We start from the raw sequence: 22739 nt of genomic DNA, 5'->3' as shown, positions 1-22739 counted from the left end.
TCCATACAGGCTCCTGGGCAGGTAGGCCGCTGGCTCGCGCAGACGCTGGCTTGCTGACGGGTAAAACGGAAATGCGGCCGAAGCCGCATGCGCGCACTCGGCGCGATCAGGCGGCCTTGCGGTCGTAGAACGTTACCGGAATCGGGTGAGCGTGGTGCTCGACACCGCACCGGCTCGCGCAGACGCCTTGCTCGGCCATCAGGTCGCGTACGGACTCCTCGCACTTGCCGCAGCACGTGGCCACGCCAAGCTCGAACTGGAGTTCATCGAAAGAGTTCACGCCCTCGGCGAGGGACGCGCGAATCTTGCGATCGGAAACAGACTTGCACACGCAGACGATCATGATGAGTGCGATAGCTAACGTTAATGCGAATTATTATCATTAAATTCTTCGCCGTTGACAAGCCTGGTGTTGGCTTTTTTAAAGGTCATCGGACCCTTGAATCGGAGGGCGCCGGGAGGAGCGCGCGGAGAAAGCGTGTACGGGCCCGCGTCAGGCGGTCGCGCACGCGCGTGCGTTCGGCGAGGAAATGGTGACGGATTCGACCGGTGCGTCGAGGCCGAGCAGCGTCGACGCCAGCGCCTGCAACTGCCGGCCGTCGCCGGTCGAGTAGAAGCGGGGCGGCGCGACGGGTGCGCCAATCGGTGCGCGCAGGTCGTGCTGGTCGAGCACGCGGGCCAGTTGCAGTGCGATCGCGTCGCTCGTGTCGACGATCGTCATGCGCTCGCCGACGAGGTCGCGAATCGTTGCAGTGAGAAACGGGTAGTGCGTGCAGCCGAGGACGAGCGCGTCCGCGCCGGCATCGAGCATCGGCCGAAGGTAACTGTCGAGCAGTGCACGCAATGCTGGCGAGCCGGTGTCGCCGCTTTCGATCGCCTGCACGAGCCCGTGACCCGGCTGGCAGATGAAGCGGCATCCGGCGCCGTGGCGCTCGAGCAGCGCCTGGAAGCGCGCGCTGCGCAGCGTCGCCTGGGTGGCCAGCACGCCGGCGACGCCGCTGGCGGACTGCTGGACGGCCGGCTTGATGCCCGGCTCGACGCCGACCAGCGGAATCGCGAGGCGCTCGCGCACGGCCGCGATCGACTGGGCGGTCGCCGTATTGCATGCGACCACGAGCGCCTTCGCGCCCTGCTGCACGAACCATTCGCCGATCGCGAGCGTGCGCTCGGTGATGAACGCGTCGTCGCGCTCGCCATACGGGTTGTAGCGCGTATCGGCGACATAGACGAGCGACTCGCCGGGCAGGTGCGCGCGTGCGGCGCGCAGCACCGACAGGCCGCCGAGCCCCGAGTCGAAGATGCCGACGGGGGCGGCGGGGTGGACCCCGGAAGCGGCAGGCTGAATCGTCATCGTCATGCGAACGGCGCGGTGGCGGGTGGTGCGATTACTCCGGCGACCCCATCATCGACTGCTGGTAGTTCTGGATGCCGACCTTCGCGATCAGGTCGATCTGCGTCTCCAGCCAGTCGATGTGCTCTTCGGTGTCGTCGAGGATCTTTTCGAAGATCTCGCGCGACACGTAGTCGCGGACCGATTCGCAGTAGGCGATCGCTTCCTTGCAGGTGGCCTGCGAGATCTGCTCGAGCTTGAGGTCGCACTTCAGGATCTCTTCGGTTTCCTCGCCGACCAGCAGCTTGTGCAGGTCCTGCAGGTTCGGCAGCCCGTCGAGCATGAACACGCGCTCGATCAGCCAGTCGGCGTGCTTCATTTCGCCGATCGACTCGTCGTATTCGTGCTTGCCGAGCTTGTCGAGGCCCCAGTGCTTGTACATGCGGGCATGCAGGAAGTACTGGTTGATCGCCGTCAGTTCATTCTTCAACTGGGCGTTCAGGTATTCGATGACTTTCTTGTCGCCTTGCATGATTGTTCCTTGTTCAGTAGCGCTTCAGAACCCGAACGATAATCGCTCGAACGCGAAATGCCAAGCCTCGAAGCCTTGTCCGGTCTGCGTTTGCGGCGTAATGAGAATCAGCTTCGCGCGACCGGCCGCACACCATAATGAGAATGAGAAGTAAAAAGGCCGGACACCTTCCGTCCGGCCTTTCGTGGCGTCGCGCTTAAGCGGCGGCGACCGGAATCTTGCCGATCTTCGCCTGCCATTCCTTCGGGCCGGTCTGGTGCACCGACGTGCCCGACGAATCGACAGCAACTGTTACAGGCATGTCCTGCACGTCGAACTCGTAGATCGCTTCCATGCCCAGATCCTCGAACGCGATGACCTTCGCATCGCGGATCGCCTTCGACACGAGGTAAGCCGCGCCGCCGACCGCCATCAGGTACGCGGCCTTGTGCTTCTTGATCGCCTCGATCGCGACCGGGCCGCGCTCGGCCTTGCCGATCATCGAGATCAGGCCCGTCTGCGCGAGCATCGTCTCGGTGAACTTGTCCATCCGCGTTGCGGTCGTCGGGCCGGCCGGGCCGACCACTTCGTCACGCACCGGATCGACCGGGCCGACGTAGTAGATCACGCGGTTCGTGAAGTCGACCGGCAGCTTCTCGCCCTTCGCGAGCATGTCGGCGATGCGCTTGTGCGCGGCGTCGCGGCCCGTGAGCATCTTGCCCGACAGCAGCAGCGTCTGGCCCGGCTTCCAGCTCGCGACTTCTTCCGGCGTCAGCGTGTTCAGGTCGACGCGCTTGCTGGTTTCCGTGTTCGGTTCCCACTGCACCTTCGGCCAGGCGTCGAGCGACGGCGCCTCGAGCTTCGCCGGGCCCGAGCCGTCGAGCACGAAGTGCGCGTGGCGCGTGGCCGCGCAGTTCGGGATCAGCGCGACCGGCTTCGACGCCGCGTGCGTGGCCGTGGCCATGATCTTCACGTCGAGCACGGTCGACAGGCCGCCGAGGCCCTGCGCGCCGATGCCGAGCGCGTTGACCTTCTCGTGCAGCTCGACACGCAGCTCCTCGATCCAGTCCTTCGGGCCGCGCGCGATGATTTCCTGGATGTCGATCGGATCCATCAGCGATTCCTTCGCCATCAGCATCGCCTTTTCGGCGGTGCCGCCGATGCCGATCCCGAGCATGCCCGGCGGGCACCAGCCCGCGCCCATCGTCGGGACCGTCTTCAGCACCCAGTCGACGATCGAGTCGGACGGGTTCAGCATCACGAACTTCGACTTGTTCTCCGAGCCGCCGCCCTTCGCCGCGACCTGCACGTCGACCTTGTCGCCCGGCACGATCTCGTAGTGGATCACGGCCGGCGTGTTGTCCCTGGTGTTCTTGCGGGCGCCTTCCGGCGGATTGACGATCGACGCGCGCAGCACGTTGTCCGGGTGCGTGTAGCCGCGGCGCACGCCTTCGTTGATCATGTCGGTGACGCCCATCGTCGCGCCGTCCCAGCGCACGTCCATGCCGACCTTCACGAAGATCGTGACGATCCCGGTGTCCTGGCAGATCGGGCGCTTACCTTCCGCGCACATGCGGCTGTTCGTGAGGATCTGCGCGATCGCGTCCTTCGCGGCCGGGCTTTCTTCCAGCTCGTATGCGCGGCCGAGGGCCTGGATGTAGTCGAGCGGATGGTAGTAGCTGATGTACTGCAGCGAATCCGCGATGCTCTGGATCAGGTCTTCCTGTTTGATGACGGTCATGGCTGAGACTCTGTGAGGACTGTGGGGAATGCGTGGCCGGCGGTTCAGGCCGGCGTGCGGGACGCGGCGGGCGGCTGCGTCTCGTGGAAATGGGCCGGGTGCGTGTGGGTCGTCAGGCGGTCGACCCACGCCATCACGAGCGCCGACACGAGGAACGACACGTGGATGATCACCTGCCACATGATCGCGTGCACCGTGTGCTGGTCCGGGTTGATGAAGGTCTTCAGCAGGTGGATCGACGAAATGCTGATCAGCGCCATCGACAGCTTCACCTTCAGCACGCCCGCGTTCACGTGGTCGAGCCATTCGGGCTCGTCGGGATGCCCTTCGATGCCGAGGCGCGACACGAACGTTTCGTAGCCGCCGACGATCACCATGATCAGCAGGTTCGAGATCATCACCACGTCGATCAGGCCGAGCACCGCGAGCATCACGCTGACTTCGTCGAGGCCCGTCGCATGCGACAGCAGGTGCCAGACTTCCTTCAGGAACAGGAACACATAGACGGCCTGCGCGACGATCAGGCCCAGATACAGCGGAACCTGGAGCCAGCGGCTCATGAAGATCAGCGCGGGCAGCGGGCGCAACGAACGAGGGGCGGGACGGCCGGGCGAATGCGGGGCGGACATGGTGAGCGTACGGGCGCGGTGCGCAGGTATCGGGGGTATTCTCGAAAAGGCGCGCTATTGTAACGCGTCGGCCGGCGCGGCTGCAGCGACGCGCCGGGAGGCCCGGGGACGGATCAGGACGCGGCAGCCGGTGCGCGCTTCACGCGCAGGCTGGCGAGCACGATGCCCGTGACGACGCACGCGAGCGCGATGCCGTGCGCGAGCGTCGGGCGCTCGCCGAGGAACGCGATCCCGTAGACCGCGGCGGCGACCGGCAGCACTGCGCTGAATACGCCGGCGAGACTGCCCGGCACGTGCCGGATGCCCTTCATCCACAGCCAGAACGAGAAGATGCTGGCCGACAGGCCATACCAGACGACCAGCGCCCAGGTGCCGGCCGGCACGCTCGCGTAATCGAAATGCCACAGGGCCGTCGCGCCGAGCGGCAGCATCAGGCACAGGCCGAACAGGTGCGTGTACGCGCAGATGTCGATCGGCGCGAGCGTCTGCGTGAGCCGGCGCGACAGGATCACGTAGATCGACTCGCAGCACACGGCGCCGAGAATCAGCAGGTTGCCGGTGAGCGAGCCGGCCGACGCGCCGAGCGCGGCCGCGCTGCCGTTCGCGAGGTTGATCGTCACGACGCCGGCGATCGCGAGCGCGATCGACACGAGTGCACGAGCGTTCGGTTTTTCGCGCAGGATCAGCCACGCGAACAGCGCGACGATCGCGGGGATCGTGCTGGTGATGACGCCGGCCGCGACCGCGCTGGTGCGCTGCACGCCGTTGAGCATCAGCAGCGTAAACATGAAGGTGCCGAAGAACGCCTGCAGGAACAGGTTCAGCCACTCGCCGCGCTTGACCGCGCGCATCTTGACCGGGCTGAACAGCGGCCACAGCACCGCGATGGCGATCACGAAGCGCAGCGTGGCGAGGATGGCGACGGGGACGAAGGCGACGATCGATTTGCCGATGCCGACGTTGCTGCCGACGAACAGCATCGACAGGATGAGGAAGAAGGCGTAGCGATTCAAGCTGGAATCCGGAAGGCGAGTTCAGTTAGGATTGTAGGGTCGCGGTCGTTGCCGCGCCAAGCGCCGCCCGGCGCGCGAAACGATCGCGCCGCGTAAGTGACGGGTAAGTTCGGGCGCTTATCGTGGAAGCTAGCCGGATCGCGCGATCGCCATCGCGTGATGTGGTGCGGTGCAACATCGCGCATGACCCGCGGGGTCGTGCGCGGATGGGTGGGAGACAGCGGCGCGCATGCGCCGGCCAACACGCGGCGCGCACGATCGCGCCGCCATGCAGAGGATTCATGTTCACCAAGGGGTAGTCGATGTCTGCGATTGAATCGGTTCTTCACGAAAGCCGCCAGTTTGCGCCCCCCGCGGCGCTCGAGAAGGCGGCAACCATTTCCGGCATGCCGGCCTACCAGGCGCTCGCCGCCGAGGCCGAGCGCGATTACGAAGGGTTCTGGGCGCGTCTCGCGCGCGAAGGCCTGTCGTGGCACAAGCCGTTCACGAAGGTGCTCGACGAGTCGAACGCGCCGTTCTACAAGTGGTTCGACGACGGCGAACTGAACGCGTCGTACAACTGCCTCGACCGCCACGTCGAAGCCGGCAACGGCGAGCGCGTCGCGGTGATCTTCGAGGCCGACGACGGCACCGTCACGCGCGTCACCTATGCGGATCTGCTGGCGCGCGTGTCGCGTTTCGCGAATGCGCTGAAGAAACGCGGGATCGGCAAGGGCGATCGCGTCGTCATCTATATTCCGATGTCGATCGAAGGCATCGTCGCGATGCAGGCCTGCGCGCGCATCGGCGCGACGCACTCGGTCGTGTTCGGCGGCTTCTCCGCGAAATCGCTGAACGAGCGGCTGGTCGACGTCGGCGCGGTCGCGCTGATCACGGCCGACGAACAGGCGCGCGGCGGCAAGACGCTGCCGCTGAAGAGTATCGCCGACGAAGCGCTCGCGATGGGCGGCTGCGAAGCCGTGAAGAGCGTGATCGTCTATCGCCGCACCGGCGGCAAGATCGACTGGCACGCCGACCGCGACCTGTGGATGCACGAACTGACCGACGGCGAGTCCGATCGCTGCGAGCCGGAATGGGTCGGCGCCGAGCATCCGCTGTTCATCCTGTATACGTCGGGCTCGACCGGCAAGCCGAAGGGCGTGCAGCACAGCACCGGCGGCTATCTGCTGTGGGCCGCGCAGACGATGAAGTGGACCTTCGACTGGAAGCCGACCGACGTGTTCTGGTGCACGGCCGACATCGGCTGGGTCACCGGCCACACGTACATCACGTACGGCCCGCTCGCATGCGGCGGCACGCAGGTCGTGTTCGAAGGCGTGCCGACCTGGCCGGACGCCGGCCGGTTCTGGAAGATGATCGGCGACCACAAGGTCAGCGTGTTCTACACCGCGCCGACCGCGATCCGTTCGCTGATCAAGGCGGCCGAGGCCGACGAGAAAGTGCATCCGAAGAGCTACGACCTGTCGAGCCTGCGCATCATCGGCACGGTCGGCGAGCCGATCAATCCGGAAGCATGGATGTGGTATCACAAGAACGTCGGCCAGGAGCGCTGCCCGATCGTCGATACGTGGTGGCAGACCGAGACGGGCGGCCACATGATCACGCCGCTGCCGGGCGCGACGCCGACGGTGCCGGGTTCGTGCACGCTGCCGCTGCCGGGCATCATCGCCGCGGTGGTCGACGAGACGGGGCAGGACGTGCCGAACGGGCAGGGCGGCATCCTGGTCGTCAAGCGCCCGTGGCCGTCGATGATCCGCACGATCTGGGGCGACCCCGAGCGCTTCAAGAAGAGCTACTACCCGGAAGAACTCGGCGGCACGCTGTACCTGGCCGGCGACGGTACCGTGCGCGACAAGGAAACCGGCTACTTCACGATCATGGGCCGCATCGACGACGTGCTGAACGTGTCGGGTCACCGGCTCGGCACGATGGAGATCGAGTCGGCGCTGGTCGCGCATGAGCTCGTCGCCGAGGCCGCGGTGGTCGGCCGTCCGGACGACACGACGGGCGAGGCGGTGGTCGCGTTCGTTGTGCTCAAGCGCGCGCGTCCGGAAGGCGAGGAGGCCGCGGCGCTCGCGAAGACGCTGCGCGACTGGGTCGGCAAGCAGATCGGGCCGATCGCGAAGCCGAAGGACATCCGCTTCGGCGACAACCTGCCGAAGACGCGCTCGGGCAAGATCATGCGGCGCCTGCTGCGCTCGCTCGCGAAGGGCGAGGCGATCACGCAGGATACGTCCACGCTCGAGAACCCGGCGATCCTCGAACAGCTCACGGAAGTGCGCTGATCGCGTCCGGCATGCGCATCGCGCGCATGAGCCCCTGCGCGGCATTCCCGATTGCCCGCGCAGGGGCTTTTTGTTACATAACGGCATGACCGTTCCGTCCCGCCCGGCGCCTGTCGCGCCGCCGCCCGTTCCCGAGCCGCTCGCGCGCGCACATGCGCGCTACTGGCGTTTCAACGTCGTGCTGATCGTGGTGCTGATGGCGATCGGCTTCGCGGTGTCGTTTGTCGTGCCGTTCTTCGCGCCCGCGCTCGCGGGCGTGCATTTCGCTGGCTTCAGCCTGCCGTTCTACGTCGGCGCGCAGGGCGCGATTCTCGTCTATCTCGTGCTGATCGCCGTCTACATCGGGCTGATGCAGCGCGCCGACCGCGCGTTGCGCCGTGCATACGACGAGCATGCGGCGCGCGCAGACAGTACGCGCGATGCGCGAAATGCGCACGACGGACGCTGATTCATGCTCACGCATCGACTGATACGCGCGTATGCGCTCTACACGCTCGGCTTCCTCGGGTTCGTGCTGCTGCTGTGGCGGATCGAGCGCGCGGCCGGCTCCGGCGTATGGGTCGGCTACGTGTTCCTGTTCGTGCCGATCGCCGTCTATGCGGTGATCGGGCTGCTGTCGCGCACCTCCGATCTCGTCGAGTACTACGTGGCCGGGCGGCGCGTGCCGTCCGCGTTCAACGGCATGGCGACGGCGGCCGACTGGTTGTCGGCCGCGTCGTTCATCGGGCTGGCCGGCTCGCTCTATGCAACCGGCTACGACGCGCTCGCCTACGTGATGGGCTGGACCGGCGGCTTCTGTCTCGTCGCGTTCCTGCTCGCGCCGTACGTGCGCAAGCTCGCGCGCTACACGATTCCCGATTTTCTCGGCACGCGTTTTTCGAGCACCGCGGTGCGCGCGCTCGCGGCCGGCGCGGCGATCCTGTGCTCGTTCGTCTATCTGGTCGCGCAGATCCAGGGGATCGGGCTGATCGCGACGCGCTTCATCGGCGTCGATTTCGCGATCGGCATCTTCTGCGGGCTCGCGGGCATCCTCGTCTGTTCGTTTCTCGGCGGGATGCGCGCGGTCACGTGGACGCAGGTCGCGCAGTACATCATCCTGATCAGCGCGATCCTGATACCGGTGTCGCTGATCGCGATGAAGAGCGGGCTCGGGCCCGTGCCGCAGTTCAACTACGGCAAGCTGATGGAGCGCGTCGCGGCGCGGGAGGCGCAGGTGCGCGACGCGGCCGAGGAACAGCAGGTGCGTGACGTGTACCGTCGGCGGGCCGCGTTCATCCAGACGCAGCTCGACCGGCTGCCGGCATCGTACGGCGAAGTGCGTCGTCAACTCGTCGACCAGCTCGCCGACCTGCGGCGCCACAACGGGCCGCTGCGCGAGATCAGCCAGCGCGAGCGCGAGCTTGCCGAGTTCCCGCGCGACCCGGCGGCGGCGCGCGTGGTATGGACGCAGATGCGCGACGACCTGCTCGCGCGGGCCGAGCCGCCGGTGCCGATGCACGAGCCGTTTCCGGCCGTCAGCGATGCCGAGCGCAAGCCGCGCGAGCGCAATTTCCTCGCGCTGCTGCTGTGCCTGTCGCTCGGCACCGCGAGCCTGCCGCACATCCTGACGCGCTACAACACGACGACCTCGGTCGCATCGGCGCGCCGCTCGGTCGGCTGGACGCTGTTCTTCATCGCGCTGTTCTATCTGAGCGTGCCGGTGCTCGCGGTGATGATCAAGTACGAGATCCTCGCGAACCTCGTCGGGAGGCCGTTTGCGGAACTGCCGGCGTGGGTCACGCAGTGGCATCACTTCGAGCCGGACCTGATCAGCGTGGTCGACGAGATTCGCGACGGCATCGTGCGCTGGTCGGAGATCCAGATGCAGCCGGACATGGTCGTGCTCGCGGCACCCGAGATCGCGGGGCTGCCGTACGTGATATCGGGGCTGGTCGCGGCCGGTGCGCTCGCGGCCGCGTTGTCGACCGCGGACGGGCTGTTGCTGACGATCGCGAACGCGCTGTCGCACGATGTCTACTACTGCATGGTCGCGCCCGACGCGACGAGCCAGCGGCGCGTGACGATCTCGAAGGTGCTGTTGCTCGGCGTCGCGCTGTTCGCATCGTACGTCGCGTCGCTGAACACGGGGAAGATCCTGTTCCTGGTCGGCGCGGCGTTCTCGCTTGCGGCATCGAGCTTTTTTCCGGTGCTGGTGCTCGGCGTGTTCTGGAAGCGCACGACGACGCGCGGCGCGATCGCAGGGATGGTGACGGGGCTGGCGGTCTGCGTGTATTACATCGTGTCGACCTATCCGTACTTCACGCAGCTGACCGGCTTCGCAGGACCGACGTGGTTCGGGATCGAGCCGATCAGCTCGGGCGTGTTCGGCGTGCCGGCCGGGTTTGCGGTGGCGATCGCGGTCAGTTTGTGCGACCGGCGGCCGGACGAGTACACGAGGGCGCTGGTGGATTACATCCGGCATCCGTGAGGTGCATCGAGGGAGTGGCGGAGTGCCGCCAGAGTTTGCTATACTCTCGCTCTTCCCGGAGAGATGGATGAGTGGTTTAAGTCGCACGCCTGGAAAGCGTGTATAGGTTAATCGCCTATCGGGGGTTCGAATCCCCCTCTCTCCGCCAAATTTAGTAAGTTCTTGATTTTTAAGGAAAAAATCAAGAATTGGCGTCGAGGACTGGTAGCAACTTTGGTAGCAAAGTATGCTCAACCTGCCAGTCTATCTCCGTGGCACCACGTGGTACATACACACTCGTGTAAGTGGTCGCCAGTTCAAACGGTCTCTACAGACTTCCAATAAGCAAGAAGCTATGATTAAGGCTCTGTCCTTAATCAAGCTCATTGCTATGTCCGATAATAAAATCCGTAAGTACGAACTTGATGAAGCTCGTGGCATAGCACGAGCTGATGATCCAGAAGATCATAAACGGCTTATGGAAGCTCTTACAGCCCTTACAGCACTCCGAAAGGCTGGGGCTGGTGGGGTAGTAGCTCAAACCAAAGAAACGGCTAAAAACACCCCAAAAAGTGGGCTTAAATTCGATGATTTGGTAGATAAATTCTTCCAATTGAAGAAACAATTAAAGCCGTCTACTGTTCTCGCTTATAAAAATACAGCAAAAGAGATTGCCAAGTTCCTTGACAATCCTATTATTGGTGATGTTGGTATCTCTGACATTACTCGATATCAAGAATTCATAGCAAAATCAAATAGTCCTAGAACAATAGACAACAAGATTGCTACTTTAAGAACCTTGTTTTATTTCGCAATCAAACAAGGCTATTACTTCAATGACAATCCAGCCACGGGTCGTACAATAATGAGTAAAACAGACAAAGCCAAATCAGGATATGGAATTTTTGAAGAGCAAGAAATTGAAAAAATCTACCAGTCTGAAAATTTCTTGAAAGAGAAGGAAACAGACCCAGATTTCTATTGGTCGCTCATGTTGGGTCTGTTTACTGGTTGCCGTATTAGTGAAATCACTTCATTGAATTCCAATCAAATTCTGGTAAGTGAACGAGGTGTAAATTTCATACGGATTCGAGAATCGAAAACTCTGGCTGGTGTTCGAGATATTCCTATAAGCCAGAAATTGTTTGAGATTGGTTTTGGTGATTTCATTAAAGACAAAGAACAGATTTTTAAGTACCCAACTCGGTTAGGTAAGGGTTCTGGAAATGCCGTAGGGAAGAAATTTAAACGACTGCTCGAAGAATTGATGATAACTCGTGAGAAGTTGGTTTTTCATTCACTACGGAAATTTACCAATGATTTGTTCTTGAAAGAAAATGTACCGTTTGAGCCACGTTGTCAATTTTTCGGACACGAAATTGACAATGTGAATGTGGCTACATACTCTAAAAAATTCTCGGTAGACCAACTGGCTGAAATTATTCAACCAGCAAATCAAAAATTGATGATGATCTCGGGATTGATAAAAACCAAGTTTTGAATGTTGCCCCGTAGGGAAGCGAGCTTGACTCGCAAAAGAACGAATGTTCTTTCGAAAAAATAAAATCGCCTAATGCCGTTCAAACGGCTAGGCGATTTTTCTTTGTCTATTGAAAATTTCTCTTCTTGAAAATCTATCTTCGACCTACTCCACTTATTAAGTCTTACTTCTTATATATACTCTCAAACCCTTATAAATACTCATCTCTGAGTTCAATATATAGAACTTAAAGTACGAAACTACGAACCACCAGTTCAATATCTCGTACTAATAATTCAACTTGACAATTCAATTTTGAACTGTATATTTGAATTATTAGTCGAGGAATTTATATGGATAACAATAATAAATACAAAGAAAATCCAAGCATTGCCCAAGCAATGGTAAACACTAAAAAAGGAGCCAAGCCTATTTTTAATCAAGGCTCTGGTACCGATTTTTCTGTGTACAGCCACAATTCAGAAGAAATGAAGTCAATTGCTTTGGATTTCGTTTCTAAAAAGGTCGTTGATAGAGATAAATTTATAAAAATCTACATTCATTCTTTACCTGTACTCTCTGAATTGAAGAACTCAACAAAGATACTGTTTCAGTACATTCTAATGTCATTGTCTGAGGAAGTTGGTAAAGACCAGATTTATATGTCTTATGATGACTATTCCGTAAATGTTTCTCAATGGCCTTTAATGGCTAAGGTTTCAAGAACGACCTATTTCAGTTGTATAAATGAACTTCTAGCAAAGGGGGTTATATACAAATCTTATAAAACAAACATATATTTCATAAACATAGCCTATATTTTCAATGGGGATAGATTGACTTTTATTGAAGAATACACATTGAAGAAAGAAAATGATAGTAAGCAGGTGAGCCAGAAAGAAGAAACTGATGAAGAACTAGAAAAGAGATTTAACGAAAGGAAATTTAGGTTTAGTGAACCAGAAGAAAAATCAGAAGATGAAATTTCGGAAATGGACTACAAGAAAATGAATGATGAAGTTCTCGATAGAGTTCCATTGAAGGAATTGGAAAAGTACCCATTCAATAATTCTCAATGGGAAGATTTATGAAATATCTTCTTGATAGACAAAGCCACCTTCGGGTGGCTTTCTTGTTTTTGAAGGATAGATTTTCAATGATAGAAACTTGGCTAATCGCCAAGTTTGGAATTCAAGAAAAATGTAGGTTCTTCCCTACGGGTTCTCGTCTCTTTATAGAACCTCAATCGAACACGGCAAAATAGGAAATAAACAACACTCCACCGTGTGCCTTATAAAATGAGGTTCATTCTTCCAGTAAAAACAAGGCTTCAAAGGACGGTTAAACTTCATCCTTGCTTTATTTCACATCTTCAAAAGACTTCAAAAAATCCCCCATTTAGTTAGTCCTAAAAGGACAACTGGAATAGCAACACCTTTTGGTGTCGCAAATGTCTAAAAAAAGTATCGTAGAACTTTTTTGGGGGATTTCGACAAGGTTGCTTGTTCTTGGTTTCCTATATAAAGGCAACTATAAAAATTGATAGGTTGCCTATGTATGGTTTCCTATTAGTTGCTCGTTACTAGGTTTCTGAGAAAAGAGCAAACACAATCCAAACGTAAGATAGGTTTTGTTATGGGTATAGGTATGGATTTGGATAGGATTAAATCCATGGTATAGGTGACACTAGACAAACACAATACAGGTATGAGATTGGAAGGAAAATCACATAGGGAAGGACACCTAGTCCTTCCGTGTGTGCTTTGTATTTTTTTGGGTTGTTGACAATATAGGTTTCTCTGTTAGGGTATATATAGATAAACAACTATATAGAGGAAACCAAAAATGATAACAAAGCAGGGTGAAAGATTAATCAAGAAGAGTTTTTTTGTGGAGAAGGCTGACTATGAATTTTTGGTAGGTTTAGCCAAGTCGTATAACAAAACGCCTTCTCATATTGTTAGGTTTTTGATGGCAAATAACCAGATAAGAGATTTTACGGAGAAGACTTTAAAAAAACTCCAAGAGATTGAATATAAAAATTCAACCCAAGGACCAGAAGAAAAATCTTCTTCTCAATAAAGTAAAAGCCAGCGATTGCTGGCTTTTCTTCTCTTCATGGTGTGGTAGACTGCCTTTGCTACCAGTGGTAACGAATTTGGTAGCAAAATTTACCCTAAAACCGATACTAAGTCCTTGATTTTTAAGGGAAAGGTGGGCGGTACAGATTAGTCCCCCTCTCTCCGCCAGAATTCAAATGCCCGCGCAAGCGGGCATTTTCGTTTCCGCAAGGGGGCGTCGGCGACCGGCCATTCTTTCATCGTCCGTGATTCCAGGTCGCCGATTTTCAGTGAGCTTTTAATTGCCTGAGTGCCGACGCTCAAAGCCGGGCACGGGCGCACGACAACTCGACCGCTTCGCCCGCCAACATCGCGCTTCCCTATCATGTCGACGGCACAATCGTTCGATATGCGCGAGACCGGCGACACGCCCGGCATTCTCGTCCGCTCTTCCTACTCCATTCCCAAAGGAGCGCCGCAGCATGTCTCTCTCCGCTCTGCTTGCCTTTGCGCTGATCCTGTCCGTCGGCGTCGCGACACCCGGCCCGACGGTGTTGCTCGCGATGAGCAACGGCTCGCGATACGGGCTGCGCCACGCGATGGTCGGCATGCTCGGTGCGGTCACGGCCGACGTCGTGCTCGTTGCGCTGGTCGGCCTGGGTCTCGGCGTGCTGCTCGAAGCGTCCGAAGCGGCGTTCGTCACGCTGAAACTGGCGGGGGCGGCGTGGCTCGCGTACGTAGGTGTGCGGATGCTGCTGTCGAGCGGCGGCCCCGCAACCGCGCAGCCGCTCGATCATCCGCCGCCCGATCGCAAGACAGCGTTCCTGAAGAGCTTTTTCGTCGCGATGAGCAACCCGAAGTACTACCTGTTCATGTCCGCGCTGCTGCCGCAGTTCGTCGACCGGTCGCACGCAATCGGGCCGCAGTACGCGATTCTCGCGGCGACGATCGTGACGATCGATGTCATCGGAATGACCGGCTATGCGCTGCTGGGCGTGCATTCGGTGCGCGTGTGGAAAGCGGCCGGAGAGAAGTGGCTGAACCGGATCAGCGGATCGCTGCTGTTGATGCTCGCGGGGTATATCGCGCTGTACAGAAAGAGCACGACCTGACACAACGATGTCACGTTCACGCTCGGCATGCGGCGCGTGCAGGGCGATTCCGCGTGAGCGCTAATGGAAAAAATGCCATGCATTCGCATGCGCTCGCCCGGACGCACAAAAAGCTCATATTTTTCATTTAACTTTCACGCCGACGACAGGTGTAAGATTCCGCCCTCGAAACCTGAGCTGTCCCCCAGCCCGATGCGGCACGAACGCCATCCGTTCATCGCCTTGCCCGCACGCAATCTTACAAAATGAATGGAAATTGAAAGCAACGCTTTCTTGACGCAATGCGCTCACGCCATTTATTGTCCGTCTGCCGGCCGCGAGAGAGCGCGACGGCCATCGCGGAAGTGCGCGGCGCGCACGACAACACGCAGCAAAAAGTAGAAAAGGAAACGTGGTAGCCACATGAAGCCGCTATTCGACGACAAGAAATCCGATGCGGTCAGCGATCGTCCTTCCATTCCGTCTTCGTCTCCCGTCGTCGTGACGGCTGCTCCGGCGCCTGTCGTGCCGGTCGCGGTCGAGCACGCACGCCTGATCTCCGTCGACGAAATCGACCAGCTCGGCGCGGCGCAGGGCACGCGGATCGCCGCGTTCTCGCAGCAGATTCTCGCCAGCGTGCGCGCGTCCGACGCCGACCAGTTCGGCGACAAGCTCAACGAACTGATCGCAACCGCGAAGGGCCTCGACCCGCGTGGCGCCGACAAGGGCGGCCTGATCACGCAGGTCACGCGCCTGTTCCGCTCGACCAAGGAAAAGCTGCTGTCGCAATACGAGTCGGTGAGCAAGCGGATGGACACGCTCGTCGTCGAACTCGAAAACCATGCGCAGCGGCAGAAGGCCGGCATCGACGAGCTCGAGCGGATGTACAACGACAACTACGCGCTGCACCAGGAACTCGCGCAGGCGAAGGCGCATGGCGAAACGGCGCTCGCGACGCTGCGCGCGCATCTCGCGGCCGGCCAGCAGCCGGCCGACGACGCGTTCGCCGCACAACGCCTGCTCGACGTGAAGCGCAAGGTCGACGCGCTCGAAAGCAAGCTCGACGATCTCGACCGCGCGATGCTGATGTCGAAGCAGCTCGCGCCGCAGATCCGCATGGAGCAGGACCAGAAGCGCACGCTGACGTCGAAGTTCATGACGATCAAGACGGTGCTGATCCCCGCCTGGACCAACGCATTCGCGCTCTATCTCGAACAGCTCAGCACCAAGCGCGCGGCGGCGCTCGCGAACGCGACCTACGACGCGGCCGACGAGGCGATCCGCGCGCAGGCCGACCTGAACCGCCAGAACGCGCAGGAAGTCGCGAAGCTCGGCCAGCGTCCGGTGATCTCGACCGATACGTTCGAGTACGCGCAGCAGCAGCTGTTCGGCGCGTTCGACGACATCACGCAGATCATCGCGGACGGCAAGCGCCAGCGCGAGCAGGATGCGCCGCGTCTGCGCCAGCTCGAACAGGACCTGATCACCCGATTCGCTCCGAAGCACAACTGACAGAACTGAGAGAACCTGCATGATTACGCTTGAGAAACGCGCGGCGAAGGTCGCGATCGTCCTCGAAAAACGTCAGATCCTGAAACCGCCCGTCGTGCGCGTCGGCGCAGCGCTCGACATCTCGGGCTCCGCGAAGCAGCTCTACCAGTCGGGCGTGATCCAGGACACGCACGACCGGATCCTCGGCATCGCGCTGAAGTTCGACGACAACGGCGAAGTCGACACCTGGACCTTCACCGAAGGCTTCGACCGCCTGCCGACCGCGACGCCGGACAACTACGGCTCGTACATCTCGGACTACGTGCTGAACGGCAAGATCGACAAGTGGGGCGGCACGCAATACGCGCCGGTGATGCACGACATCGTCGACTTCTTTTTCCGCGCGCCGGAGCCGAAGGCCGCGGCCAAGCGCGGTTTCCTGAGCCGCCTGTTCGGCGGCGACGAGGCGCCGGCGCAGGCGCCGGCCAGCGCACCGGTGAACGGCCATCTGCCGGCGTGGGTGCTGTTCGTCACCGACGGCCAGAACCCGACGAACGACCGCAAGCGCGTGCGCCAGCTGCTCGCCGAGTCGCAGCACTTTCCGCTGTACTGGTCGCTCATCGGCGTCGGCGATCCGACCGAATTCGGCTTTCTCGCGGAAGTCGCCGACGAGATGCCGAACGTCGGCTTCCTGCATCTCGAATCGCTCGACATCAGCGACGAACAGATCTACGAACAGCTGATCACGCAGGAATTCTGCGACTGGGTGCGCGCGAAGTAAGCGCGGCCCGCACGCTCTTTACCCGAACCCGGTTCCCCATCATGTTGAAAGACTTCAAGATCCCGCTGTCGCTCACGGTGCTCGCGCTCGTCGCGGCCTATCTCCTCGGCGGCGTAAAGGACATGCTGATCGTCGCGGTGCTGTCCGTGCTCGAAATCTCGTTGTCGCTCGACAACGCGGTCGTCAATGCGTCGGTGCTGAAGAACTGGTCGGAGAAGTGGCGCAACCGCTTCATGGTGTTCGGCCTGCCGGTCGCGGTGTTCGGCATGCGGCTCGTGTTCCCGCTGCTGATCGTCGCGGTGATCGGTCACATCGGCCTGTGGGATGCGCTGCGGCTCGCGATCGAGTCGCCGGAACAATACGCGGCGATGCTGACGTCCGCGCATCACGAGGTGTCGGCGTTCGGCGGCGCGTTCCTGCTGATGGTGTTCTTCAAGTTCATGCTCGATACCGAGAAGGACGAGCACTGGATCGGCTTCCTCGAAGGCCCGATGCGCCATCTCGGCCGCATCACGGCACTCGAGGTCGCGCTGACGCTCGGCATCATCATCGTCGCGTCGTTCTACGTGCCGGGCGCGGAGCAGGTCAGCTTCCTGCTCGCGGGCGCGTTCGGCGTGATCGGCTTCGTGATCGCGCACGGCGTCGGCGATCTGGTCGGCGGCGAGGACACCGGCACGCGCGTGGTGCGCGAAGGCGTCGCCGGCTTCCTGTATCTCGAAGTGCTCGATTCGTCGTTCAGCTTCGACGGCGTGATCGGCGCGTTCGCGCTGTCGAACAACATCTTCCTGATCGCACTCGGCCTCGGCGTCGGCGCGGCCTATATCCGGGAGATGACGCTGGTGCTGCTGAAGAAGGGCACGCTCGCGCAGTACCGCTATCTCGAACACGGCGCGTTCTGGGCGATCGGCGCACTCGCGGCCATCATGTTCCTCGGCGTGAAGTTCGACGTGCCCGAGGTCGTGACGGGGCTGGTCGGCGCCGCGATGATCGGCGCGGCCGTGTGGTCGTCGATCGTCGCGCAACGCAAGGAAGCGCGGGCCGCGGTGGCGGGCGAGTGACGCGCGCGGCCCGTACGGATCAACGAGGGGCCGCAGCGGGCGGCCCGGCATTGCCGCCGGCGCAACGGCGGTTCCAGCAGGAGAAGTTCAGATGATCAATTTGTCGAAAGGCGGTCGCGTCAACCTGTCGAAGGAAGCGCCCGGCACGCAGAAATTCCGCATCGGTCTCGGTTGGGACGCGAACGCGACGGACACGGGCGCGGACTTCGATCTCGACGTGTCGGTGTTCCTGTGCAAGTACGACGCGCAGAGCAATCCGAAGCTGATTTCGGATCAGCACTTCGTGTTCTACAACAGCGAAGTGCGCACGATGGATCGCAAGGAAACCTTCATCCAGCCCGGCGACGATTTCCCGAAGCGCGGGATGCCTTCGTCGAAGTGCCTGGGCGTGGTCCACAGCGGCGACAACCGCACCGGCAGCGGTGACGGCGACGACGAGGTGATCTTCATCGACGTGACGAAGCTCGCGCAGGACGTCGAGGAAATCTCGGTGGTGGTCACGATCGATCAGGCCGAAGCGCGCCGCCAGAATTTCGGGCAGGTCCGCAACAGCTACATCCAGATCGCCGACGAGGTGTCTGGCGCCGTGATCGCGAAGTACGCGCTCGAAGAGGACTTCTCGATGGAGACGTCGGTGCAGGTCGGCAGCTTCTATCGTCGCGACGGCCACTTCATGTTCAAGGCGGTCGGTGCGGGCTACAACCGCGGTCTCGGCGACTTCGTCCGCGCCTACGGCGGCGCCGTCTGACTGGCGGCAGCCCGGCGCGCGGGCAGCCGCCGCGCCGGGCAGGATGCATCGATGACGAATCGGTCCGACGAGCCGAAGCGGCTCGAGTTCGATACGACGCCCGAGCGCACGCCCGGGCGTCTTGCGTTCGACGCGCCGTCCGCCGCCGGCGCGGCTTCCGCACGCGCGCCCGAGCGGCCCGTGCCGAAGGCGCTCGACCTCGGCCCCGCGCCGCAAAAGCCTGCGCAGGCGGCGCCGCTCGATGCGACCGGCCGCGCGCTGTTCGGCGAAGCGAACCATCCGCTGCTCGAATCGTGCTTCCGCGCCGCACAGGCCAGTTTTCCGAATCTCTATCCCGACTGCGCGCCGCGCATCGAGCGGCATATCCGCCAGCTGGTGCCGCTGAAGCTGGCCAGTGTCGCGACGATCGGCGACAGCGCGCTCGAAACCGCGGGCGACCTCGTCGAAGCGGTTGCGGCGACGACGCGCGAGTTCAACGAACTCGGCGCGGCCGACATGATGGCCGGGATGCTGGCGCAGGCCACGCGCAAGGCAGGCATGTTCGAGCGCTGGTTCGGCGCGTCGTCGGCGCAGGTCGACTACCGCGCGGCGCTCGGTGCGCTCAAGCAGTCGCTCGGCTTCTTCCCGCGCCGCACCGAGGCGCTCGCCGCGAAGCTTCGTCATGCGGAGGAGAATCTCGTCGTCGTGCTCGCTGCATTGAGTGCGGTGTCGGACGTCGTGCGCGTGCCGGACGACGCGGGGCTCGAGCGCACGCTGTTCGATCGTCGCAACATCGTCGGCCAGGCGCTCCAGCAGATCCGCATGCAGCCCGCGCAGTTGCGCGGACTCGACGAGCGCGTGACCGATCTGCTGTCGCGCGCCGATCACCTGATGAACGTCGTGCTGCCCGCGGCGCTGGCGGCGCGGCCGCCGCGCTGAGCCCCCAGCGTCGAACGGCGAGCGAACGGGAAAAGCGCACGCTTCGGCGCGCGCGTTCGCCGTTGCGGCGCGCCGTTTCGCGCGCGCGGGCGCGAGTCTGCTATCTTCCCGGGCATCTCATTGCTTCCCGCTGCCATTCCATGACCGACCGCATCGTCGCCGCATTCGATTTCGACGGCACCATCACGACTTCCGACAGCTTTCGCCATTTCGTCCTCGAGGCGGTCGGCATGCCGCGCTTCGCGTGGGCCGGGCTGCGCGCGCTGCCGTGGATCGCCGCGATGAAGGCCGGGCTGCTGTCGCGCGGCGACGCGAAGGCGAAGTTCGCATGGTTCGCGTTCGGCGCGGTGCGCGAGGACGCGCTCGATGCGCAGGCGCGCAGCTTCGTCGACACGTATCTGCCGCGCCTCGTGCGTCCGGAGATGCTCGAGCGCGTGCGCGAGCATCGCGCGCGCGGTCACGAGGTCGTGCTGGTCAGCGCGTCGCCGTCGCTGTATCTCGACAAATGGGCGAAGACGGCCGGCTTCGACGCCGTGCTCGCAACGCGTCTCGCGTTCGAACGCGGCGTGTTCATGGGGCGGCTCGACGGCGAGAACTGCTGGGGGCCGCAGAAGGTCGTGCGCTTGCGCGGATGGTGGGGCGATCGGCCGCCGCAGCGCCTGTTCGCGTACGGCGACAGCCGCGGCGACAAGGAAATGGCCGAGCTGGCGAACTGGTCGTGGATCCGCGGGCAAGGCCCGATGCCGCCGATCGGCGATTGAGGTTGCCCGCGGCGTGCCGGCGCTTCCGCGTTACGCGTCGGCCCGCGCGCCGCGTCCGCCACGATACGCGCCCCAGCGATTCGCGCGCGCGAACGTGCCGACGTCGTTGAAGCGCACGCCGACCTCGCGCAGCGCCGCGTGCGCGGTGCGCGCGGTCAGCTGGCGAATATAGAACGGGTCGCGCACGACGAAGTGATGGATCGCGTGCGTGCTGCCGAAATTGAAGCAGAACAGCTGGAACGGCAGCATCCACCACGGGTTGAGCACCTGCGTCTGCTGGATCACGTTGCGCGAATCGATGTCGCCGAAGTAGTGCATGTTCGAGCTGACGAAGTTGATGCAGAAGCTGCGCACGAAGTTCGGCCCGAGCCATACGACGGCGAGGAAATCGACAACGCTCATCGCGCGCTCGACGACGGCCGGCACGGCGACCGACACGCCGCACGCATGCAGCACGAACAGGCCGGCGTGATACGCGATGAACGCGTGCCACAGCGCGTAGTACGCGTGGCCGACCGGCATGTACGACGACACCTGCTCGACGCGCAGCTGCGCGCGCTCGGCCGGATCCTGCACCGGTTGCGCGGCGACGTACTGCTTCACCTTGCGGCGCATCGCGGCGGGCCGCAGCGCGACGGCGAGCATGCCGTCGGCGATCATCAGCAGGCGCTTCACGCCCCAGCGCTCGCCGTTCGTGATGCCGAATTCCTCGAGATCCGATTCGCCGCCGGACACCTTGTGGTGATGCAGGTGCATGCGCCGGCGCGTCCACGGGTTGATCGTGCCGGGCCGCGTAAGCCAGCACAGCGCCATCATCAGGTGATACGCCCATGGCGTCTTCTTGAAGTACATCAGGTGGATCAGGTCGTGCTCGAGTTCGTGGATCAGCGACGTGACGAACGCGGCGAGCGGCAGCGCGACGTACCATGCGATCGTGCCGCGCGCATACAGCCACGCGAGCGCGAGCATCGCGCTCACCGACACGGCCATCACGGTCGCGCCGACGAGGTTCTGCTTGTCGAGCAGCGGATAATGCGCGCGGATCGCATCGCTCGCCGCGTTGACCTCGCGGCGCACGTACGCGACCTTGTCCGCGTCATCGCGAAAGACGGTTCGGGCGGGTTGACTCATCGACCGGGATTCCTGCGGAAGAGTGGGGCGCAATGCCGATCCGACAAGCATAGGCGTGCACGCGGTCGCACGCGAGGGCCGCGGGTGCCAATGGTGGTGTCATTTCGGGCCATGATCGCGTTTGAGTCCGGCCATCCTGCCGGCCGACGTAGAGTCCCGCTTCGGTGTCATTCCGGGCCAACGCCGCTACAATCCGCCGAAACCGCTCCGGAGTTTGATCGCATGGCCCTGTCCGTCCCGGATGCTGCGCGCCCGTTGAACCGGGCGACGGTGTCGTCCGCGTATGCGCTGTTCATGCTGATGCTCGCCGAGGAGCGCGGCATCGACGCGGGCCGGATTCTCGCCGGCTCCGGCGTCGAGCGCGACCGGCTCGCGCAGCCCGATGCGCGCATCACGCCGTTGCAGCAGGCGGCGATCGTCTTCAACCTGCTCGACGCGACCGACGATCCGTCGATCGCGATCGAGATCGGCCTGCGCAGCAGCCTCACGAAAGCGGGGCTGATCGGCTTCGGGCTGATGAGCTGCGCGACGCTCGGCGAAGCGATCGCGCTCGGCATCCGCTATCTGCCGACCCGCGTGCCGTTTTTCTCGGTGCGGCTCGCGCAGCTCGACGGCATCGTCGACATCGACGTGCTCGAGGCGTTTCCGCTCGGCCGGCTGCGCCAGTTCGCGGTCGAGAACTTCCTGGTCGAAACCGCGATCCTGTTCAACTCGCTGCTCGATCCGGCGCCGGCGCGCACGCTGCAGTCGCGCGCGGAGCTGCATTTCGCCTGGCCCGAGCCGCCGTGGTTCGACCGGTATCGCGCACGCCTGCCGCGCTGTCATTTCGACGCGAGCGCGAACCGGATCCGCTGCGACGCCGCGCTGCTCGACGAGCCGATCGGCACCGCGAACGCGCAGACCGCGCAGATGATCGTCCAGCAGTGCGAGGCCGAGCTTGCCCGGCTCGGTTATGCGGAAAGTATCGTCGAGCGCGTGCGCAACCTGCTGATCTGCGGCGACGCGGGCTATCCGTCGGTCGACGACGTCGCGCGCGAACTGCACGTGTCGGCGCGCACGCTCAAGCGCAAGCTGGCCGAATACGGCGCGACCTATTCCGCGCTGCTCGACGAGATCCGCCTGCGCGATGCGCTGCGGCTGCTCGAAGGCACGCGCCTGCCGGTCGACGAGATCGCCGCGCGGGTCGGTTATACGGACCGCGCGAATTTCACGCGCGCGTTCAAGCGCTGGACCGGCGTCGCGCCGAGCGAGCGGCGCGGCTGACG

21 protein-coding genes and 1 tRNA gene are annotated in these 22739 nt (G+C 61.7%); 15 read left to right on the top strand and 7 right to left on the bottom strand.

Annotated features, from left to right (window positions below):
* Window positions 1-106 precede the first annotated feature (106 nt).
* The 6 genes from BST28156_RS17615 to BST28156_RS17590 form a co-directional block, all read right to left on the bottom strand.
* Window positions 107-343: a (2Fe-2S)-binding protein gene (locus tag BST28156_RS17615; protein WP_006482749.1), complete on the bottom strand. Its 237-nt coding sequence runs from the start codon at window positions 341-343 to the stop codon at window positions 107-109.
* Between the two features lie 150 nt (window positions 344-493).
* A complete protein-coding gene (gene murI / locus BST28156_RS17610; RefSeq protein WP_174902909.1) occupies window positions 494-1357 on the bottom strand; it encodes a glutamate racemase in 864 nt (287 codons plus the stop codon).
* A 28-nt stretch (window positions 1358-1385) separates the two neighbouring features.
* A complete protein-coding gene (gene bfr / locus BST28156_RS17605) occupies window positions 1386-1862 on the bottom strand; it encodes a bacterioferritin (RefSeq protein ID WP_060246528.1) in 477 nt (158 codons plus the stop codon).
* Window positions 1863-2058: 196 nt separating this feature from the next.
* Window positions 2059-3582, bottom strand: a complete 1524-nt coding sequence (locus BST28156_RS17600) for a fumarate hydratase (protein ID WP_060246527.1) — start codon at window positions 3580-3582, stop codon at window positions 2059-2061.
* A gap of 44 nt (window positions 3583-3626) precedes the next feature.
* Complete coding sequence (locus BST28156_RS17595) at window positions 3627-4211, bottom strand: TIGR00645 family protein (RefSeq protein ID WP_060246526.1); 585 nt, start codon at window positions 4209-4211, stop codon at window positions 3627-3629.
* A 113-nt stretch (window positions 4212-4324) separates the two neighbouring features.
* The gene (locus BST28156_RS17590) at window positions 4325-5224 is read right to left on the bottom strand and encodes a DMT family transporter (protein ID WP_174902908.1); all 900 of its coding nucleotides are present in this window, start codon (window positions 5222-5224) and stop codon (window positions 4325-4327) included.
* A 302-nt stretch (window positions 5225-5526) separates the two neighbouring features.
* On the opposite strand from BST28156_RS17590, the gene acs reads away from it, so the two are divergent.
* From acs to BST28156_RS17520, 14 genes are all read left to right on the top strand, one after another.
* Window positions 5527-7509 (top strand): acetate--CoA ligase, encoded by a 1983-nt coding sequence (gene acs / locus BST28156_RS17585; RefSeq protein WP_060246524.1) that lies wholly within the window; start codon window positions 5527-5529, stop codon window positions 7507-7509.
* Between the two features lie 85 nt (window positions 7510-7594).
* Window positions 7595-7957: a DUF4212 domain-containing protein gene (locus tag BST28156_RS17580; RefSeq protein ID WP_174902907.1), complete on the top strand. Its 363-nt coding sequence runs from the start codon at window positions 7595-7597 to the stop codon at window positions 7955-7957.
* Between the two features lie 3 nt (window positions 7958-7960).
* The gene (locus BST28156_RS17575) at window positions 7961-9976 is read left to right on the top strand and encodes a sodium:solute symporter family protein (RefSeq protein WP_174902906.1); all 2016 of its coding nucleotides are present in this window, start codon (window positions 7961-7963) and stop codon (window positions 9974-9976) included.
* A gap of 57 nt (window positions 9977-10033) precedes the next feature.
* Window positions 10034-10124 (top strand) — tRNA-Ser (locus BST28156_RS17570).
* Between the two features lie 186 nt (window positions 10125-10310).
* Window positions 10311-11456, top strand: coding sequence for a site-specific integrase (locus tag BST28156_RS17565; RefSeq protein ID WP_174902905.1), 1146 nt, complete (start codon window positions 10311-10313; stop codon window positions 11454-11456).
* A gap of 332 nt (window positions 11457-11788) precedes the next feature.
* Window positions 11789-12526 carry a hypothetical protein gene (locus BST28156_RS17560; RefSeq protein ID WP_174902904.1) on the top strand — a complete coding sequence of 246 codons (738 nt, stop codon included), beginning with the start codon at window positions 11789-11791 and terminating at the stop codon, window positions 12524-12526.
* 754 nt (window positions 12527-13280) lie between these two features.
* Window positions 13281-13517: a hypothetical protein gene (locus tag BST28156_RS17555; RefSeq protein WP_174902903.1), complete on the top strand. Its 237-nt coding sequence runs from the start codon at window positions 13281-13283 to the stop codon at window positions 13515-13517.
* A gap of 460 nt (window positions 13518-13977) precedes the next feature.
* Window positions 13978-14607, top strand: coding sequence for a LysE family translocator (locus tag BST28156_RS17550; RefSeq protein WP_060246521.1), 630 nt, complete (start codon window positions 13978-13980; stop codon window positions 14605-14607).
* A gap of 402 nt (window positions 14608-15009) precedes the next feature.
* Entirely contained in the window at window positions 15010-16098 is a 1089-nt protein-coding gene (locus BST28156_RS17545) for a toxic anion resistance protein (RefSeq protein ID WP_060246520.1), read from the top strand.
* Between the two features lie 19 nt (window positions 16099-16117).
* Window positions 16118-16858 (top strand): VWA domain-containing protein, encoded by a 741-nt coding sequence (locus BST28156_RS17540; protein WP_009695510.1) that lies wholly within the window; start codon window positions 16118-16120, stop codon window positions 16856-16858.
* A gap of 41 nt (window positions 16859-16899) precedes the next feature.
* On the top strand, window positions 16900-17916 hold the full coding sequence (locus BST28156_RS17535; RefSeq protein WP_174902902.1) for a DUF475 domain-containing protein: 1017 nt from the start codon (window positions 16900-16902) through the stop codon (window positions 17914-17916).
* Window positions 17917-18007: 91 nt separating this feature from the next.
* A complete protein-coding gene (locus BST28156_RS17530) occupies window positions 18008-18664 on the top strand; it encodes a TerD family protein (RefSeq protein WP_060246517.1) in 657 nt (218 codons plus the stop codon).
* A gap of 51 nt (window positions 18665-18715) precedes the next feature.
* Window positions 18716-19582, top strand: coding sequence for a hypothetical protein (locus BST28156_RS17525; RefSeq protein ID WP_174902901.1), 867 nt, complete (start codon window positions 18716-18718; stop codon window positions 19580-19582).
* Between the two features lie 140 nt (window positions 19583-19722).
* Entirely contained in the window at window positions 19723-20343 is a 621-nt protein-coding gene (locus BST28156_RS17520; RefSeq protein WP_174902900.1) for an HAD family hydrolase, read from the top strand.
* A gap of 30 nt (window positions 20344-20373) precedes the next feature.
* On the opposite strand, the gene BST28156_RS17515 is transcribed toward BST28156_RS17520, so the two are convergent.
* Window positions 20374-21474: a fatty acid desaturase gene (locus BST28156_RS17515; protein ID WP_174902899.1), complete on the bottom strand. Its 1101-nt coding sequence runs from the start codon at window positions 21472-21474 to the stop codon at window positions 20374-20376.
* Between the two features lie 222 nt (window positions 21475-21696).
* Here BST28156_RS17515 and BST28156_RS17510 point away from each other — a divergent pair, with 222 nt between their 5' ends.
* On the top strand, window positions 21697-22737 hold the full coding sequence (locus tag BST28156_RS17510) for an AraC family transcriptional regulator (RefSeq protein ID WP_174902898.1): 1041 nt from the start codon (window positions 21697-21699) through the stop codon (window positions 22735-22737).
* The last annotated feature ends 2 nt before the right edge of the window (window positions 22738-22739 follow it).

Origin of the sequence: Burkholderia pseudomultivorans, assembly GCF_902499075.1 — a bacterium.
In the GTDB taxonomy this organism is placed as follows: Bacteria; Pseudomonadota; Gammaproteobacteria; order Burkholderiales; family Burkholderiaceae; genus Burkholderia; species Burkholderia pseudomultivorans.
The sequence above is the reverse complement of the archived record's forward strand: the minus strand, read 5'-3'. Positions and strand labels throughout refer to the sequence as shown.

Excerpts from the sequence above, each read along its gene's own strand:
- BST28156_RS17540 (WP_009695510.1), top strand. The coding sequence starts at position 16,118 with ATGATTACGCTTGAGAAACGCGCGGCGAAGGTCGCGATCGTCCTCGAA.
- BST28156_RS17565 (WP_174902905.1), top strand. The coding sequence starts at position 10,311 with ATGATTAAGGCTCTGTCCTTAATCAAGCTCATTGCTATGTCCGATAAT.
- BST28156_RS17545 (WP_060246520.1), top strand. The coding sequence starts at position 15,010 with ATGAAGCCGCTATTCGACGACAAGAAATCCGATGCGGTCAGCGATCGT.
- BST28156_RS17510 (WP_174902898.1), top strand. The coding sequence starts at position 21,697 with ATGGCCCTGTCCGTCCCGGATGCTGCGCGCCCGTTGAACCGGGCGACG.
- BST28156_RS17555 (WP_174902903.1), top strand. The coding sequence starts at position 13,281 with ATGATAACAAAGCAGGGTGAAAGATTAATCAAGAAGAGTTTTTTTGTG.
- BST28156_RS17530 (WP_060246517.1), top strand. The coding sequence starts at position 18,008 with ATGATCAATTTGTCGAAAGGCGGTCGCGTCAACCTGTCGAAGGAAGCG.
- acs (WP_060246524.1), top strand. The coding sequence starts at position 5,527 with ATGTCTGCGATTGAATCGGTTCTTCACGAAAGCCGCCAGTTTGCGCCC.
- BST28156_RS17515 (WP_174902899.1), bottom strand. The coding sequence starts at position 21,474 with ATGAGTCAACCCGCCCGAACCGTCTTTCGCGATGACGCGGACAAGGTC.
- murI (WP_174902909.1), bottom strand. The coding sequence starts at position 1,357 with ATGACGATGACGATTCAGCCTGCCGCTTCCGGGGTCCACCCCGCCGCC.
- BST28156_RS17595 (WP_060246526.1), bottom strand. The coding sequence starts at position 4,211 with ATGTCCGCCCCGCATTCGCCCGGCCGTCCCGCCCCTCGTTCGTTGCGC.
- bfr (WP_060246528.1), bottom strand. The coding sequence starts at position 1,862 with ATGCAAGGCGACAAGAAAGTCATCGAATACCTGAACGCCCAGTTGAAG.
- BST28156_RS17560 (WP_174902904.1), top strand. The coding sequence starts at position 11,789 with ATGGATAACAATAATAAATACAAAGAAAATCCAAGCATTGCCCAAGCA.
- BST28156_RS17615 (WP_006482749.1), bottom strand. The coding sequence starts at position 343 with ATGATCGTCTGCGTGTGCAAGTCTGTTTCCGATCGCAAGATTCGCGCG.
- BST28156_RS17520 (WP_174902900.1), top strand. The coding sequence starts at position 19,723 with ATGACCGACCGCATCGTCGCCGCATTCGATTTCGACGGCACCATCACG.
- BST28156_RS17600 (WP_060246527.1), bottom strand. The coding sequence starts at position 3,582 with ATGACCGTCATCAAACAGGAAGACCTGATCCAGAGCATCGCGGATTCG.
- BST28156_RS17535 (WP_174902902.1), top strand. The coding sequence starts at position 16,900 with ATGTTGAAAGACTTCAAGATCCCGCTGTCGCTCACGGTGCTCGCGCTC.
- BST28156_RS17580 (WP_174902907.1), top strand. The coding sequence starts at position 7,595 with ATGACCGTTCCGTCCCGCCCGGCGCCTGTCGCGCCGCCGCCCGTTCCC.
- BST28156_RS17575 (WP_174902906.1), top strand. The coding sequence starts at position 7,961 with ATGCTCACGCATCGACTGATACGCGCGTATGCGCTCTACACGCTCGGC.
- BST28156_RS17550 (WP_060246521.1), top strand. The coding sequence starts at position 13,978 with ATGTCTCTCTCCGCTCTGCTTGCCTTTGCGCTGATCCTGTCCGTCGGC.
- BST28156_RS17525 (WP_174902901.1), top strand. The coding sequence starts at position 18,716 with ATGACGAATCGGTCCGACGAGCCGAAGCGGCTCGAGTTCGATACGACG.